At 45.2% G+C, this 16,257-nt stretch carries 15 protein-coding genes; 9 read left to right on the forward strand and 6 right to left on the reverse strand.

The features are described 5' to 3' along the window. Positions 1–51: 51 nt before the first annotated feature. The 4 genes from mdlC to NKU06_RS09695 all read left to right on the forward strand — a co-directional run bounded on the left by mdlC (position 52) and on the right by NKU06_RS09695 (position 7,475). Positions 52–1,695 carry a benzoylformate decarboxylase gene (gene mdlC, locus NKU06_RS09680; RefSeq protein ID WP_254730473.1) on the forward strand — a complete coding sequence of 548 codons (1,644 nt, stop codon included), beginning with the start codon at positions 52–54 and terminating at the stop codon, positions 1,693–1,695. Between the two features lie 62 nt (positions 1,696–1,757). Next, positions 1,758–3,212, forward strand: coding sequence for an aldehyde dehydrogenase family protein (locus tag NKU06_RS09685; RefSeq protein ID WP_254730475.1), 1,455 nt, complete (start codon positions 1,758–1,760; stop codon positions 3,210–3,212). A gap of 164 nt (positions 3,213–3,376) precedes the next feature. Continuing rightward, positions 3,377–6,943 carry a transcription-repair coupling factor gene (gene mfd / locus NKU06_RS09690; RefSeq protein WP_254730477.1) on the forward strand — a complete coding sequence of 1,189 codons (3,567 nt, stop codon included), beginning with the start codon at positions 3,377–3,379 and terminating at the stop codon, positions 6,941–6,943. A 94-nt stretch (positions 6,944–7,037) separates the two neighbouring features. Further along, positions 7,038–7,475 carry an HIT domain-containing protein gene (locus NKU06_RS09695; protein WP_254730480.1) on the forward strand — a complete coding sequence of 146 codons (438 nt, stop codon included), beginning with the start codon at positions 7,038–7,040 and terminating at the stop codon, positions 7,473–7,475. 64 nt (positions 7,476–7,539) lie between these two features. On the opposite strand, the gene NKU06_RS09700 is transcribed toward NKU06_RS09695, so the two are convergent. Genes NKU06_RS09700 through NKU06_RS09710 form a run of 3 tightly spaced genes read right to left on the reverse strand, consistent with a single transcriptional unit; the run spans position 7,540 to position 8,353 of the window. Further along, a complete protein-coding gene (locus tag NKU06_RS09700) occupies positions 7,540–7,800 on the reverse strand; it encodes an ImmA/IrrE family metallo-endopeptidase (protein ID WP_254730483.1) in 261 nt (86 codons plus the stop codon). Next, positions 7,797–8,003, reverse strand: a complete 207-nt coding sequence (locus tag NKU06_RS09705) for a hypothetical protein (protein ID WP_253223496.1) — start codon at positions 8,001–8,003, stop codon at positions 7,797–7,799. Before NKU06_RS09705 ends, NKU06_RS09700 begins: the two co-directional genes overlap by 4 nt. After that, on the reverse strand, positions 8,003–8,353 hold the full coding sequence (locus NKU06_RS09710; RefSeq protein ID WP_253223497.1) for a helix-turn-helix domain-containing protein: 351 nt from the start codon (positions 8,351–8,353) through the stop codon (positions 8,003–8,005). Before NKU06_RS09710 ends, NKU06_RS09705 begins: the two co-directional genes overlap by 1 nt. 201 nt (positions 8,354–8,554) lie before the next feature. Between NKU06_RS09710 and NKU06_RS09715 the strand changes: the two genes are divergently transcribed. Both NKU06_RS09715 and NKU06_RS09720 read left to right on the forward strand, forming a co-directional pair. Further along, complete coding sequence (locus tag NKU06_RS09715; RefSeq protein WP_254732056.1) at positions 8,555–9,574, forward strand: DNA cytosine methyltransferase; 1,020 nt, start codon at positions 8,555–8,557, stop codon at positions 9,572–9,574. Positions 9,575–9,707: 133 nt separating this feature from the next. Beyond that, positions 9,708–10,361 carry an IS1595 family transposase gene (locus NKU06_RS09720; RefSeq protein WP_254728721.1) on the forward strand — a complete coding sequence of 218 codons (654 nt, stop codon included), beginning with the start codon at positions 9,708–9,710 and terminating at the stop codon, positions 10,359–10,361. Here the strand turns inward: NKU06_RS09720 and NKU06_RS09725 are convergent. The 3 genes from NKU06_RS09725 to NKU06_RS09735 are packed head-to-tail and all read right to left on the reverse strand — an operon-like array spanning position 10,358 to position 12,941. Then, positions 10,358–11,032, reverse strand: coding sequence for an MAE_28990/MAE_18760 family HEPN-like nuclease (locus tag NKU06_RS09725; protein WP_254730494.1), 675 nt, complete (start codon positions 11,030–11,032; stop codon positions 10,358–10,360). The two genes, NKU06_RS09720 and NKU06_RS09725, sit on opposite strands and share 4 nt — an antisense overlap. After that, positions 11,013–12,155: a DUF262 domain-containing protein gene (locus NKU06_RS09730; RefSeq protein WP_254730497.1), complete on the reverse strand. Its 1,143-nt coding sequence runs from the start codon at positions 12,153–12,155 to the stop codon at positions 11,013–11,015. Before NKU06_RS09730 ends, NKU06_RS09725 begins: the two co-directional genes overlap by 20 nt. Before the next feature lie 36 nt (positions 12,156–12,191). Next, positions 12,192–12,941: an XRE family transcriptional regulator gene (locus NKU06_RS09735; protein ID WP_254730506.1), complete on the reverse strand. Its 750-nt coding sequence runs from the start codon at positions 12,939–12,941 to the stop codon at positions 12,192–12,194. Between the two features lie 112 nt (positions 12,942–13,053). Here NKU06_RS09735 and NKU06_RS09740 point away from each other — a divergent pair, with 112 nt between their 5' ends. The 3 genes from NKU06_RS09740 to NKU06_RS09750 all read left to right on the forward strand — a co-directional run bounded on the left by NKU06_RS09740 (position 13,054) and on the right by NKU06_RS09750 (position 15,918). Next, the gene (locus tag NKU06_RS09740; RefSeq protein WP_254730508.1) at positions 13,054–13,203 is read left to right on the forward strand and encodes a hypothetical protein; all 150 of its coding nucleotides are present in this window, start codon (positions 13,054–13,056) and stop codon (positions 13,201–13,203) included. Further along, positions 13,163–13,696, forward strand: coding sequence for a DNA-primase RepB domain-containing protein (locus NKU06_RS09745; RefSeq protein ID WP_254730518.1), 534 nt, complete (start codon positions 13,163–13,165; stop codon positions 13,694–13,696). The genes NKU06_RS09740 and NKU06_RS09745 overlap by 41 nt, the downstream gene beginning before the upstream one ends. A 101-nt stretch (positions 13,697–13,797) precedes the next feature. Beyond that, positions 13,798–15,918 (forward strand): PhoX family phosphatase, encoded by a 2,121-nt coding sequence (locus NKU06_RS09750; protein ID WP_254730519.1) that lies wholly within the window; start codon positions 13,798–13,800, stop codon positions 15,916–15,918. The last annotated feature ends 339 nt before the right edge of the window (positions 15,919–16,257 follow it).

Here is a 16,257-nt window from a genome sequence, read left to right on the forward strand (position 1 = left end):
CATAAATTAATAAGTAAACAACAATAATTTGAAATACACAAGGAGTAAGTTATGACAACTCAAAACAATCAACCAACCGTGCGTCAAGTCGTGCACAAGCTACTTCGTGATTTGAACATGACCACTGTTTTTGGCAACCCTGGTTCGACCGAGCTTGATTTCTTGACCGACTGGCCAGAAGACTTTCGCTATGTGCTAGCGCTCCAAGAAGCCAGCGCCATCGGTATGGCGGACGGCTACACCCGCGCTACAGGCAACGCAAGCTACATCAATCTGCACTCAGCGGCAGGTCTAGGCAATGCACTTGGCAATATCTTTACAGCTTATAAAAACCAGACACCGATGGTCGTCACCGCAGGTCAGCAAGCGCGCAGCTTACTGCTTGATGAAGCGTACCTAGCTGCCGATCAAGCCGATGCCTTCCCACGCCCTTATGTCAAATACAGCGTACAGCCTGCGCGTGCTGCTGATGTGCCAAAAGCCATCTTGCAAGCTTATCTAATCGCGATGGCAGAACCAAAAGGCCCAACTTTCGTATCTATCCCAAGCGATGACTGGAATCAGCCAGCGGAATACATCCAAGTGCCACAGGTTCAACCACAAGGCGCAGCCGATGAATCAGCACTGACAGACATCGCTGATAAACTTGCCAAAAGTACCAATACGGCTATCGTCGCAGGCTCAGAGCTTGGTGTATATAATGGCTTCGATGAAGTAGTGGCACTTGCTGAGACGCTCAAGGCGCCAGTCTATGCCGCGCCTGTCAGTCATGAGTGTGTCTTCCCAGAAAGTCATCCGCAGTTTGCAGGTTTCTTGTCAGCGATCCCAAGCGATGCCGCCAAAAAACTACAAGACTATGATCTGGTACTGATCGTCGGTGCGCCCGCCTTTACTTTCCATGTCCCTGGGGAATTTAGCCTAAAACAAGGCACACAAGTGATTCAGTTGTCTGTTGCTAACCACGCGCTTACCATCTCATCGGTGGCTGCCGTACAACCGACCATTAGCCTATCGGGTGATTTGGCAAAATCAGTGGCGAAGATTAACCAACATCTGGCAGCCCAAAGCGTTGCTACCAATGCCAAAGCTGTACCAGCACTTGTGCGCAACCCAGTTGAAAAAGGCGAAACACTGTCAGCAGCTTATGCAGTACAGCTACTTCGTAGTATGGTGCCAGATACCGTGACCTTGGTCGAAGAAGCGCCATCACACCGCCCAGCGATCCAAAGTCATTTCCCAGTCAATCGCAATCGCGGCTTTATGACCATGGCGAGTGGCGGCTTGGGATACGGTCTGCCAGCAGCAGTGGGCGTGGCATTGGCAGCCAAAGATGCGGACAAGGATAAAGCTACTGAGCGCGTGATCGCGGTGATCGGTGATGGCTCGATGATGTACTCTATCCAAGCGCTGTGGACGGCAGCTGACCTTGATGTGCCTTTGACCGTGATTGTGCTGAACAACAGCGGCTATGGTGCGATGCGCTCATTCAGTAAATTGCTTGGTTATAACAATGTCCCTGGTATCAGCTTCACTGGACTTGACTATGTCAAAATCGCGGCAGGTCACGGCATGAGTGAAGGCTATCAAGTGGATAATGCAGATGATTTGCAAAAAGCCTTTGAACAAGCATTGCAATCAGAGCATTCAAACCTGATCGAGATCATCGTCGATCCAAATCAAGGTAACATTTACTAATTTTATAAATAATCATATCAACATCATTGAATTTTAATTTAACAATCTCAAGGAGAATGACCATGGCAACTCTACCACACGCAACCCATTGGATCGATGGCAAATGGATCAATACAGGCATCCAGCGCGAAACGCTAAACCCTGCCACCAGTGAAGTGATCGGCACTTATGTCGAAGGCGGTAAAGCCGAAGCACTGCAAGCGATCAGTGCTGCCAAGCGTGCGTTTAAAGAGACCAATTGGCGCTATGACCGCGAACTGCGCTATAAAGTGCTGAACGATTTGGCGAATGCTTTTGAAGCGCGTCAAGAAGAACTGGTGCAAGCACTGGCTGTCGAGAATGGTAAAATCGTCCCAGAAGCGGCGTTTGAAGTGCAGCTTGTGATGTCAGGCTTACGCTATGGTGCAGCGATGATCTATGCCCAAGCAGGCCGCGCCGCTGAATGGTCAGCAGGTAAGATGTCAATGCTACTAAAAGAACCTGTGGGCGTTGTCGGTATCAGTACGCCTTGGAACTCACCTGCGGCGCTGCTGATCCGCTCGCTTGCTCCAGCACTGGCAGCAGGCTGTACCACAGTGCTAAAAATGCCTGGTCAAACCGCGCTACTGAACCATCTGATCGCCCAAATCCTAGCATCAGTGCCATCACTACCAAAAGGTGTGATCAATATGGTGACAGGTGAGCGTGAGCTACTAGAAACCATCGTCGAATCACCAGATGTGCCAAGCATCAGCTTTACAGGTTCGACTGTCGTTGGCCGTGCGCTGATGGAAGAAGGTGCAAAACAGCTCAAACGCTTCGGTCTTGAGCTTGGTGGTAAGACACCACACATCGTCTTTGATGATGCTGATATCGACAAGCTGATCCCAACGGTGCGCGCAGGTTTGACGACTTTTGCAGGTCAGTTTTGTATGACAGGCAGCCGTATTTTGGTACAAAAAGGCGTGGCAGAAGAAGTCACCAAACGCCTAGCTGAAGCACTAGAATCTGTCAAGGTCGGTCCAGCATCAGACCCAAGCAGCGAGATGGGCGCGATGATTGATATCAAGAGCGTCAAGCGTGTCGATCAGATGGTCGAAGATGGCATCGCAGCAGGTGCAAAAGTCATCGTCCGCGGCGGCCCATACACCGATGGTCCATTATCAAAAGGCGCATTCTATCGCCCAACCTTGGTCGAAGTGAATGACAACAAAGCCGCTTTGGTGCAGCAAGAAGTCTTCGGCCCTGTTTTGACCTTGCAAGTATTCGAAACTGAACGCGAAGCCATCAAGCTTGCCAATGACAGTGAATATGGTTTGGCAGCGAGCATCTGGAGTAATGATGTCGATCGCCCACTGCGCATTGCACGCGAAATCGAAGCAGGCACTATCTGGGTCAATGACTGGGTGGTGATGCGCGAAGAGTTCGAAGAAGGTGGCTACAAGCAATCAGGCGTCGGTCGTCTGCGCGGTCTGGCGGCGATGGAAGATTTCTTAGAATCAAAACACATCGTGCTACAACCGGGTGCTACCGCTTAATTGTTAAGCAGTTAAACCCAAAATCTCAAAACAAGCTCAGCACTTCACTGGGCTTGTTTTTTATGCTTTTAAAAATCAAAATCACGCAAAACCGCCAAGCGATTTATGCTAAAATAACCACAATTTTGCTCAATATTCTCATAATTATTCCCATCAATAACACCATGACTGCTACACATCATTCTAGCCCAATCCTTGAACTGCCCACCAAAGCCAATTATAAAACCACCGTGCCGCTACACGCAGGCTCAGATCTTGGCTATTGGCTGTCGTTGGTCGCCCAAAGCCAAGAGCGGCTTGTGGTGATGGTGACTAATAGCCAAAATGAACTCAATCAACTTGAGACGGAGCTTGCCTTTTTTGGGGTGACGGCGCACATCTTTGCCGATTGGGAAATCTTGGCATATGATCAGCTATCGGTTCACCAAGACATCATCTCAGAGCGAATCGCACTATTGACCAAGATGCCAAAAATAGGTGTGCTGCTGGTGAGCGTGCAGACTTTGATGCAAAGACTTGCACCACCAAGCTGGCTGATCGGTCAGCATTTTGATTTGGCGGTCGGTGATCGTTTTGATCTGAATCATGAAAAAGATCGCTTGGCGCGCGCAGGATATTTGCATGTTGATAATGTCTTTGAGCCAGGTGAATTTGCGGTGCGTGGCAGCATTGTTGATATTTTTGCCATCGGTCAAAGCTTGCCGTTTCGCATCGATTTGTTTGATGATGAAATCGAGAGTATTAAGTTTTTTGATCCAGAAACACAGCGCACACTCAGTGATGATAGATTAGAAAAACTTAAAAAAGACAGTATCGCAGGGCTGAATAATTTATTGGCTGATAAACTGCCAAAAGTCGCCAAAGTCTCAGAATTCCGCCTGTTGCCTGCGCGTGAATTTGCGCTAGAAGCAGGGCGCGAGCATTTTCGTCATAATTTCGCAAGCTTATTTCCCCACGCAAGCCATCGCAAGATCGAGCTGTATCATGATGTGATGTCAGGCATTGCCCCACAAGGGATTGAGTATTATGCGCCGCTGTTTTTTGATCTCGATGAATGGCTGGGCGCGGGTAGTTTTTTTGCGTATTTGCCCAATGATGCGGTGATTGTCAGCCATGCTGATTTATCCAGTCATCACGATGCGTTTTATCAGCAGGTGGTTGGTCGTTATAATGCCCGCGCACATGATAAAGATTTGCCAATTGTGCCGCCTGATTATTTATTTTTACCAAATAATGAATTTCATCAAGCGCTCAAAGCATTCCCACGCATGCTGATTGATAAAGCAGAAAATACACCCGTTAAGCTTGCGGGTTTGACCATCACACCACCGCCAAATTTACCGATCAATCACCAAAATGCTGAACCGCTGTCAGCATTGCTTGAGTATGTGGCGGATTTATCAGTGCCTGTTTTGTTGGTTGCAGAGAGTGCAGGTCGCCGTGAGATTATTTTAGAATTATTAAAAGGTAAGATCGCCACTCAAGTCGTGCAGGGCTTTGATGAGTTTATCAATAATAAAGATAAATTTTACCAAGACTGCATTGCCATCAGTGTTGCGCCAATTGAACGGGGGTTGTGGCTGGATGGTAATGATGGCTTTTGTGTGATTAGTGAGACGCAGATTTTTGGGCGGCAGGTATTGCAGACGCGTCGCCGTCGTCAGTCGAGTGTGTCGCAGGCGTTTTTGGTCAAGTCGGTGACGGAATTATCCGAAGGGTCGCTTGTGGTACATCTTGAGCATGGTATTGGTCGCTATCATGGCTTGATCGTACTGGATGTCGGCGAAGGTGAGCAGGAGTTTATTCATCTAAAATATGCCGATGATGCGAGCATTTATGTGCCAATTACCAATCTTGCCTTGATCGGGCGATATAGCGGCACGGATTCTGAAGCGGTGGTATTGTCCAAAATTGGCTCGGGCAAATGGGAGAAGGCTAAGCTTAAAGCTCTTGAGCGGATTCATGATGTCGCAGCCGAGCTTTTGAATGTACAAGCACGGCGCAATGCCAAGGCGGGCATCAGCTTTGGGGTGGATATGGCGCAGTATGAGCTGTTCGCCAGTCAGTTTGCCTTTGAAGAGACCATTGACCAAGCCGCCGCCATTGATGCCATCATCCATGATATGAAGCAGTCTAAACCGATGGATCGCCTGATTTGTGGCGATGTCGGCTTTGGCAAGACTGAAGTGGCGATGCGTGCGGCATTCATCGCGGTGCAGGCAGGCTATCAAGTGGCGGTACTGGTGCCGACGACGCTTTTGGCAGGGCAGCATGAAGACAGCTTTATCAATCGCTTCGCGGATTGGCCAGTGCGTATCGAGAGTTTGTCGCGTTTTGGCAATAAAAAATATCATGATAAGGTGCTAGAAGATGTCGCAAGCGGCAAGGTGGATATCGTCATCGGCACGCATAAGATCTTGCAAGATGGCGTGAAGTTTTATAAGCTTGGCTTAATGATCATCGATGAAGAACATCGCTTTGGGGTGCGGCATAAAGAGCGGATTAAGGCAATGCAAACCGAGATTGACAGCCTATCCATGACCGCCACGCCGATTCCGCGTACGCTGAATATGGCACTGTCTGGGATGCAGGACATTTCAATCATTGCCACGCCGCCAGCACGCCGTTTGGCGATTAAGACCTTTATGATGGCAAAGTCTGATGAAGTGATCAAAGAAGCGATTTTGCGCGAGATTTTACGCGGTGGACAAGTGTATTATCTGCATAATGATGTGGCAAGTATCGAAGCGGCGGCAGAAAGCTTGCGCGAGCTGATTGGTGAAGCGCGCGTGGCGGTGGCGCATGGGCAGATGCATGAGCGTGAGCTTGCGGCGGTGATGAGTGATTTTTATCACAAAAAATTCAATGTCCTAGTCGCCAGTACCATCATCGAGACAGGCATCGATGTGCCGAATGCCAATACCATTATCATCAATCGCGCGGATAAATTTGGCATCGCACAGCTGCATCAGCTGCGTGGGCGAGTGGGGCGCAGTCATCATCAGGCGTATTGTTATTTACTTGTGCCATCAATCAAGGGATTAAGTAGTGATGCTAAAAAACGCCTAAACGCCATTACGCGCGCGAACACCCTTGGCGCAGGTTTTATGCTGGCGTCCGAAGATCTAGAAATCCGTGGTGCAGGCGAGATTCTTGGCAAGGAGCAATCAGGCAATATGCAGACCATCGGCTTTGGGCTGTATATGGATATGCTGGAGCGTGCGACTCGTGCGATTAAGCAGGGTAAGACACCAAGCCTTGCCACGCCATTGGATTTGGTCAGTGAAGTCGATATTCATGCGTCCGCACTGATTCCTGATGACTATCTGGGTGATGTGCATGAGCGACTGCTGTTTTATAAGCGCATTAGTAATGTCGATGAAGTCAGTGAGTTGATTGACATTCGCACGGAGATGATTGATCGCTTCGGTGCGCTGCCTGTGCCTGCCCAAAACTTATTTGCCGTGCATCGCTGCCGTATTCGCGCCAAAGCGGTGGGTATTAGTAAAATCGATGCGGCCAGTCATAGCATCAGTATGGAATTTAAGGCTGATACGCCTGTCGATGGGCTTGCGATTATCAAGCTGATTCAGTCTCATGATGGCTATCGTATGCAAGGGGCGACGATGCTTAAATTCATCGCCAAAACCGAGATGGATGTACAGGTGCGACTGGATAAAGTGGCGGAATTATTGCTGTATTTTGAGCAGAATTTGGTAGAAAATGGCTGATGGAAATTTTTCAAGCGGTGAAAATTTGTGCTATAATAACGGCGTTTTGGCGAATCGCCATTTAAGATAAGTTAAGATTATAAAGAGAAAGACCATGTTTCAACTACATCCAACCCTTGCCAAGGACACTTTTTTGGTGGGGGATTTTCCATTATCGACCGTGCGACTGATGAATGATTGTCAATTTCCGTGGTTGATTCTTGTGCCGCGTGTGTCGGGCGTAAAAGAGATTTATGAGTTAAGCCATGCTGATCAAGTGCAGTTTTTGCGCGAGTCGAGCTGGGTATCTAGCCAAATGGCGAAAATCTTCGGTGCTGATAAGATGAATGTCGCTGCTTTGGGCAATCAAGTGCCGCAGCTACATTTTCATCACATTGTCCGCTACCAAAACGATGTGGCGTGGCCAAATCCTGTGTGGGGCAGGCCTGCCATCCCATATACCGCCGAAGTGCTGAATCATATGCAGCAGACTCTGATGATGGCGTTGCGCGGTCATCACGAGATGCCGTTTGATTGGAAGATGGATGTTTGATATATAAACCATTGATTTATAAGGGAATTGTATTTTGTAGTATGATAACATACTGCATAGCGTACTACAAAAATCCGCCTAAAGGCGCTAATAACTCAGCAGCAAACTGGTTGGCTTGCCATTCGCTGTCTTCAAAAGGTTTGTGTGCTGATGGGTTGCTGTGATTCAGAGTGGTTGCGATACCTTTGTGCATGAATAAATGGTCAAATTCATGAGCTATAGTAAATCTTGCACGACTATCATTATTATACAAGGCGTCAAATACATCTTGTCTAATGTACATCACCACATCATCCGGTGATACAGACGCTTCCACATCTTTCATGTAGCTTTTTCCTTTGGTTCAAAAGAAAAGTCATAGGCTGTGGCTTTGGGCAAATCAATCTCAAGACAATTTAATACATCAAAGGGTTTGTGTATGTCGTCTTGAAAGTGCTGGCGAACAAGACGGGCAAAGCCTCTAATTTCATGCTTGCTTCGTGGTTTGACACGCACGCCTTTATTGTATAAATGCAGACTATTTAACATTATACCTCCTTTAAAAACTGCATGATTTTTTTAATGTCTAGTGTTTGATTGTCTAGTTTGCGTGCAAACATTAATGCCAGCTCCGCCTCACAGTCATTGGCAGGTTTGATGACAATATCCTGCTCAAGCGTACTTGCTACCGCAACAAGTTCATTGGCTTGTTGTGCGGATAGTCCGAGATAGTCAATAATTTTGTTTAGCAAATTGGCATTAATTGGCTTTTTGCCGGTCTCAATTGCTGACAAATAAGGTGCAGATACGCCAATATTTTCCGCCATGGTTTTTAGCATGATATTATGTTCAATGCGTAATATTCTAAGCATTTTACCAAATTCTGTAACGGTTGCCATAAAACAGCTCCTAATGATGATTGAGCAAGAAATAAATCTTGTCAGATATATATTATCCTATAGGATAATTATTTGTCAAGAAAAAATCTTAAAATATGTTAAATAAAAAACCACCCGTGTGGGGTGGTAAAAAAATAACTCGAGTTTTTTAGCCAAATGGATTATAATATCCGCCAATGGGCTATTTTTTTGAGTGATATTATGGAAAAAATAGAAGCAGTTGATCTATTTTGTGGTGTCGGTGGTCTCACCGCTGGGCTGATTAAAGCTGGAATCCAGGTGAAAGCAGGTTATGATATTGACGCTGCCTGTCGCTATGGCTATGAACATAATAATAATGCTACATTCATCCAAAAAAGCGTAGCGGATGTCACTGCTGATGAGATCCAAAGTTGGTATAGTGATGGTGCGGTGCGCCTACTGGCAGGGTGTGCCCCATGCCAGCCATTCTCCACTTACAATAATGGCAGGGATACAAGCATGGATAAGAAATATCCACTGCTCTATCATTTTGCCCGATTGATAGATGAAGTACGCCCTGAGCTTGTGACAATGGAAAATGTCCCTGATGTCACCAAGCATCAAGTATATCATGACTTTGTGGCCAAACTAGAAAACTTGGGCTATCAAGTGTCAGCCCAAAAGGTGGAATGTGTGAAATACGGCATTCCCCAAGATCGCAAGCGCCATGTGCTTCTCGCAAGTCGTATCGGCAAGATAGAGCTAATCCCCACGACGCATGAGTCACCAGTGACAGTACAGGACGCCATTGGGCATTTGGTACCTATTGCAGCTGGGCAGAGATGCTCTGAAGATTCGTTGCATCTCAGTTCTGGTCTGAGTGAGCTGAATATGAAGCGGATTAAGGCATCTAAGCAGGGCGGCAGCTGGCGTGATTGGCCTAAAGAGTTGGTTGCTGAATGTCACAAAAAAAGCTCTGGCAAAACCTATGGTAGTGTCTATGGTCGTATGTCATGGGATAAGCCTGCACCAACAATGACAACATTATGCACAGGCTATGGTAATGGTCGTTTTGGACATCCTGAGCAGGACAGAGCCATCTCACTTAGAGAAGCTGCCATATTTCAAACCTTTCCCGAAGATTATCAGTTTGCAGAACGCATCAATATGACAGCCATTTCTAGAATGATTGGCAATGCTGTACCTGTTAGATTGGGTGAAGTGGTTGGGATGAGTTTTTTGATGGCTTTTGCATATTAACCATCTAAATTTCTAAGATATTTTTTGTCATTCATATACATATCAAGCCCATGAAACACACCCAACAGTACCGCCTGTACATTGCTTAAATTATGGGGCTGTAGTAGATTAGCACTTATGCTATACTACAAACATGAAGATAACTCGTTGTAAATTAAGTAAAAAAGTTCAAATAAAACTGCTTGAATTTTTTGTTGCACAAGTTACTGCTAGAACAGCAAGTGATTTGCTTGGCATTCAGCACAATTCAGCAGCTTTATTTTACCGCAAAATCAGACTTGTGATAGAATATAATCTCAACCTTGAAGCTCACACTTTGTTTGATGGTGAAGTAGAGCTTGATGAAAGCTACTTCGGTGGCATTCGCAAAGGTAAGCGAGGTCGTGGCGCTGGTGGTAAAACAGCTGTATTTGGTCTTTTGAAGCGTAATGGCAAGGTTTATACTGTTGTGGTAAAAGATACCAAGCAAAGCACCTTAATGCCTATCATCTCAAGCAAAATCAAGCCAGATAGCATCGTTTACACAGATAGTTACAGAAGCTATAATGCTCTTGATGTGAGTGAGTTTAAACACTTTCGCATCAATCATTCCAAAGAGTTTGTCAAAGACCACAACCACATCAACGGCATTGAAAATTTCTGGTCTCAAGCTAAACGAGTACTTAGAAAATACAATGGCATTGACAAGAAAAACTTCCATCTTTTTATCAAAGAATGTGAGTTTAGATTTAACTACAGTACACCATCTAATCAGCTTAAAATATTGAGAAAATGGTGTGGGATTTAGACCTTATCTACTACAGCCCCTAAATTATTACGCAGGGATTCAACAGCCATTTCGGCACCGCAGGTCTCAAAGGATACAGATCCATGCGCTAGCTTATTTCTTTCTATCTTAATTTTAAAAATGACATTTGCGTCCCAAACTAGGGATTCTTGATTCTCTTGGGGGATGGGGTGGGGTTTAAAACCATATTTCTTACCATAATCTGAAATGATTTTGTAGTCAATATTGCCACGGAATAATTTTTTCTTATTATAACCCAGATCAAATAGTCGCTCTCTATGATCTAAGTTATTGTTTGATAGTTCTGCGATTTTTTCTTCGGTTAATCCTTTTTGGATATTTTTTAAAATAATTTTATGTAATTCTTTAGATAAATCCATGACATCGCACTGTTCGGATTTTATTGTTTCATGGATGGAATCAATGGCATTGCTCATGGTGGATTCTAAAAGGTTGTACAACATCAAATAAGAGCTGGCTCGCAGTGTCTTGGTAAGCTCCCTGCTAATTTCATAGGGCTCTTCGCAGGAGTCAGCCTTATTTGATATAAGGTGTGGGGCATCGATCTTGGATGCCTTTTCCACAAAATCAATATAAGATTCCACTTCATGCAGCCGTACTTGAAATTCTTCATAAGCAGCTTTTAGATGTCTATTTTGAATTTGAATCATCTTGCTTATCCAAACTGATTTCTTTGCCTAAAAGTTTATTTTTAACAAACTCAATCCTGTTAATGATTTTAGGTTTTGAATTGCTTGCATCAGAACGAATCATGGTTAAGAAATCTTGGTCAGTATACGCCCATGTAGTATCATCAGGGACAAGATCTGGATTCTCAGCCAGTGCCAAGCTTGAACCAACAGCAATCGCTTCAAAACGAATTCTAGAAATGGACTTGGCATTTTTTGACTTTCTAAAATCATGTCTAAAATGAGCTTTAACAAAATTTAGCATATCAAAAAACTGTTTTTCCATTTCTACTTTCTTGACATCGTCAAAATCGGTATCTATATGCTCTATATAGTCATTTAAAAAGCCGGCAACACTATTACTGGACTCCCCATTGTTTCTTGTTCCAAATTTTTGATATCTATCACGATAAGCAAAAAATCTTAAAATATACTCTTCTCGCTCTCTGCGATTCTCCTTATTTTTTGCTACACAAATCAGTTGTTGTACTTCCTTGTTCTCAGCTAAAGTTTTTAAGAAATGGACAAATGAACTATCCCCAGACCCTATACGCACTTCCATATCGGTTAGCTTGCTTCCACCTGTATTCAGTCTTTCAAACATCATGCGTCTGCCATCTTCATCAATATTCTTAAGCTCAATGAGTCGAATGGTGGTGCGGTTAAAGCGACGCTGTTGTGCCAATGGCAAATCATCAAAAATACTACCTTCTAATGATTGCAATCTTTGCATACCTTGCAGTCTTAGTTGATTATTAACATAAGCATAGATGGTTTGCATTCGCTGAGCACCATCTACAATCTCAACCCTACCATCAACATAGTCTTGCTCATCGTCAGCAATGTCTGCCACAAATATGTAGGGAATGGGCAGGCCAATCAATAACGATTCAATAAACAAAGATTGTCGCTGTAAATCCCAAACGAACTCCCTTTGATAGTCGGGAATAAATATTTCTGGCTCTGTTTGTTTGGACGGGTTAAATTTTTGCACCAAAACTTCAATTGGATATTCTCTAATGTCAAAATCAAACTGTTTTTGATTTTCAGAGATTTGAGTTTTGATCCGTTCTTCATCAAAAGAAGAAAATAGTTCTTGTTGCATATATTTTTTCCTAATTTATAAATTAAACCTGTGGAATCAATACTCCACCAACTTCCCAACCACCTTACCCACAAGCCGACATTCGCCCATCGGTAGCATCTTTTGTTCTGGCCAGTCAGGATTAAGCAGCTTTAGGTACATATCAGATTCAGTCTCGCCAAGTACCAGCTGCTTAAATGTTGCTTCGGTATCATCGTTGCACTGCACCACGATCAAATCACCGTCTTTGAATGCAAGTGTTGAGACATTCGGCTCGACATAGATGATGTCATCAGGGCGAAACTCTGGCCACATCGAGCGACCACGCACCTTGAGTGCAAAGCCATCGGCTGATAGATTTCGTGGGCGTGGATAATAGCCCAAGGCATCATCTAGGGTCACAAGTGAAACTTCAGACCATGAGCCGGCTGCCACCCAACTGATGAGCGGTACATCATTTGTTGGCATCGCAACACGCACTGTATCGACAATCTCATGCGCCTGCTCAGCAGTCAGTACGCCACCAGATTGCATCGCTTCAATCTGTGCTTTTAGGTCGTTAATAATATTGGATTTTTCGGCTTGGGGTGGGGTGTCGGCGGTTATTGAGCCTTGACCAGTCAAAAGCCAATCGGCACTTACGCCAAGCACACGAGCCAAGTCATTGAGATAGGTTGTGCGTTTGGTTTTGCCACTTTCAATCTTATAGTAAGTTGGTTGGCTCATGCCTGCACGCTCAGCAACTTCCTGCTGAGAAAGATTTTTATTTTCTCGTGCTAGTTTAAGGCGTTCACCAAGTGAATTCATACCTACTCCAATTAAACAAGTTATTAGATATATTTTCATTTTATTACAAAGGTTATAAAAAGTAAAATGCTTAAAGCAGCAGACCTTTGTCCAAAACTCAAAGGAATCTAAAATGACCCCATTAATTAACCAACTATCACACGGTACGCCATCACTCTATCAAACTTTTGATGATAATGCCGACCGTAAAAGCCCTGCACTGACTCGCCAGCTGTGGGGGGATGTACGACGATGTCAAAGACGAACTGCACAGGCTCAATGAGCAGGGTGCAGGCGTGTATGTCACCGTCAATCAGACCGATGGCAAAGGGTGTAAAAAAGAAAACATCATCGGTATTCGAGCCTTGTTCCTAGACTTTGACACCCCTGATGCCGATCGTGTGGCTCGCTTACAGTCGCTACCACTACCGCCAAGCATCATTAATGAGTCAAGCCAAGATAAACATCATGCTTACTGGGTGCTGTCTGATGAGATACCAACGGCACACTTTAGTGACTGCCAAAAGCGTTTGATTGAGTATTTCACCAAGCAGGGCGATGCACCAGATAAGGCAATTCATGATTTACCAAGGGTGATGCGTGTCGATGGCTTTATACATCATAAAGTCAAAACCGGCGTAGAATCCGCGCCATTCACCACGCGCACGCTACACATCGATAAGGCGTACAGCTGTGATGAACTGATGGCATGGCTGGTAAGCCTACAGCCGCACCAAAGAAACTTTATCACCTTTCACTATGCAAAATTGTCATAAAACTGTCATCGGATCGTCAATAAGCTGTCATGTTTGCTTGCTACAATTGGCGCAACTTTTAGATGAGCGATCATCACATCATAGCCATAAGGAAATCTACAATGCAGCATCCGCATGATTATATCGAAGATTCGAACACCAGTGACAATCCAGAATTTGCAAACTTACTTGACCAAGCTATCAGCCGCCGCACGGTGCTAAAGGGTGGTGCAGGCTTGACAGCGATGGCAATGTTTGGCGCATTGCCGATGATGGGCAATGGTGCATTTGCCAAGACGACGGCAGGCGCGATGAATCTACCGCGCCCACAGAGCCTGAAATTCAAAGCCGTGCCACATTATACAGGCAATGAGATGATGGTCGCTGAAGGCTATACCGCCAAAGCATTTTTGCACCTAGGCGAGCCGCTTGTCGATGGCATTGAGCCGTTTCGCGATGACCGCAAGCACTCAGGCGAATCGTTCATGTATCGCATGGGTGATAACCATGATGGTATGAATTTTTATGGTATGAGTAATGGCAAATTTGACCCACATCAGTCAAACCGCGGTCTGCTTGCCATCAACCACGAATACACCAATGACAACCTACACCCTATGGGTATGTACACACAGGAAGATACCAATGCCGCAGCAATTTATCGTAAAAAACGCCTTGCTATGGATGTCCGCCGCGATGCTAACGCTCATGGCGTGTCTGTGGTTGAGCTAGTGCGTAAGGACAATGGTCAATTTGAATTGGTCAAAAATTCCCGCTTTAACAAACGCTACACCAGCAGCACCATGACCCAGCTATCAGGCGCAGCAAGCGGTGCAAGCCTTGTACAGACCAAGTATGACAAGCACGGCAAGACCATTTGGGGTATCAACAATGAATGCGGTGCAGGCGCGTCACCATGGGGCACTTATTTGACCACCGAAGAGAATTTCTTAAATGTCTTTGCGCGTGGTGAAGACAAAGCCGTAATTGGTGCGCAAGCTGATCTTGCTTTGGCACGCTATGGACTTAAAGAAAACAGCACAGGTGGCGGCTATCTGTGGCACACTGCCGATGATAAAGATGGCGTCGTTGCCGATGAATTTAGCCGCTGGGACATCACCGCGCGCGGTAAGACAGCGCACGATGATTATCGCAATGGCTTTAATGCCTTTGGTTATATCGTCGAGATCGATCCGTTCAATCCACAAGCCAAAGCCATCAAGCGCACAAGCCTTGGCAGATTTGCTCACGAAAACTGTGCCTTTGCCCCAGCGGTGGCAGGTAAGCCTATCGTGTTTTATATGGGTGATGATGCGCGTGGTGAGTATATTTATAAGTTTGTCTCAAAGGCACTATGGTCGCCAAAAGACATCGGCAAAGGTCTAAAAGCTGGCGATAAATACATGAACGAAGGTACGCTGTATGTAGCCGTATTCAATGCCGATGGCACAGGGCAGTGGCGTCCTTTGATCATGAATACGGTCAAGCACAAGGAGTATAACTTTGCCAATCAAGCCGATATTGTCGTCCATGCACGCCTAGCTGCCGATGCACTTGGCGCGACCAAAATGGATCGCCCTGAATGGGTAGCGGTCAGCCCAATCACAGGCGAAGTATATGTAACCTTGACCAATAATTCTAAGCGCACACCTGATGCCACAGATGCCGCCAACCCACGCAGTTATAATGACAAAGGCAATCAACACGGACACATTATCCGCTGGCACGAAAAAGATGGTGACCATGCTGCGACCAGCTTTAATTGGGATGTGTACCTGTTCGCTGCGCCAAATGATTTGACCGAGCAAAACCTATCAGGATTAAGTACGGATAATGATTTATCATCGCCTGATGGCTTGTACTTTGACCCACGCGGTGTGCTGTGGATTCAAACCGATGATGGTGCTTATACCAAGACCACCAACTGTATGCTACTGGCTGCCTTACCAAACCGTGTCGGCGATGGCAAAATCGTCACCACCACCACGGGCAAAAACACCCCTGTGGGCATGATGGCGTCCGATGATACGCTCAAACGGTTCTTTGTCGGTCCAAAGGGCTGTGAAGTGACAGGCATCACCATGACCCCAGATCTTAAGACTTTGTTTATCAACATTCAACACCCTGGTGAAGACCACCCTGATGTGGCATGGGGTGCGGTCGCAGGCGGTAAAGTACCACGCTCAGCCACCGTGATGATTACCAAAGATGATGGCGGTGTGATTTTGGGTGAATCATTGTAGGTTTATCAATTTTAAAAAATTGGTTCTCAAAATCAACAAATCACACAATTATCCACCCAGTTAAGCCCTGAATTTATTCGGGGTTTTTTCGTGCGTGAAATGTTGGAGCGTGCTGAACCTTTATAACATTATTTATAGTTTAGAAATAATTTAGTGAATTTTTTCCATTTTGTCTTAAAAATGGCTGAATCTTGATTTTCTGCGTCAAAGTCTGTGGGCGATATTCTAATATCACCCACAGACTTTTCCTAGAAAATACTGTGATTTATCTCATTTTTAATGACAAATATAAAAGTACAACACGCTCCATTAAATCTATGCTACAATCTTGCTAATTTT

This window comes from Moraxella sp. FZLJ2109, assembly GCF_024296965.1.
GTDB lineage: Bacteria > Pseudomonadota > Gammaproteobacteria > Pseudomonadales > Moraxellaceae > Moraxella.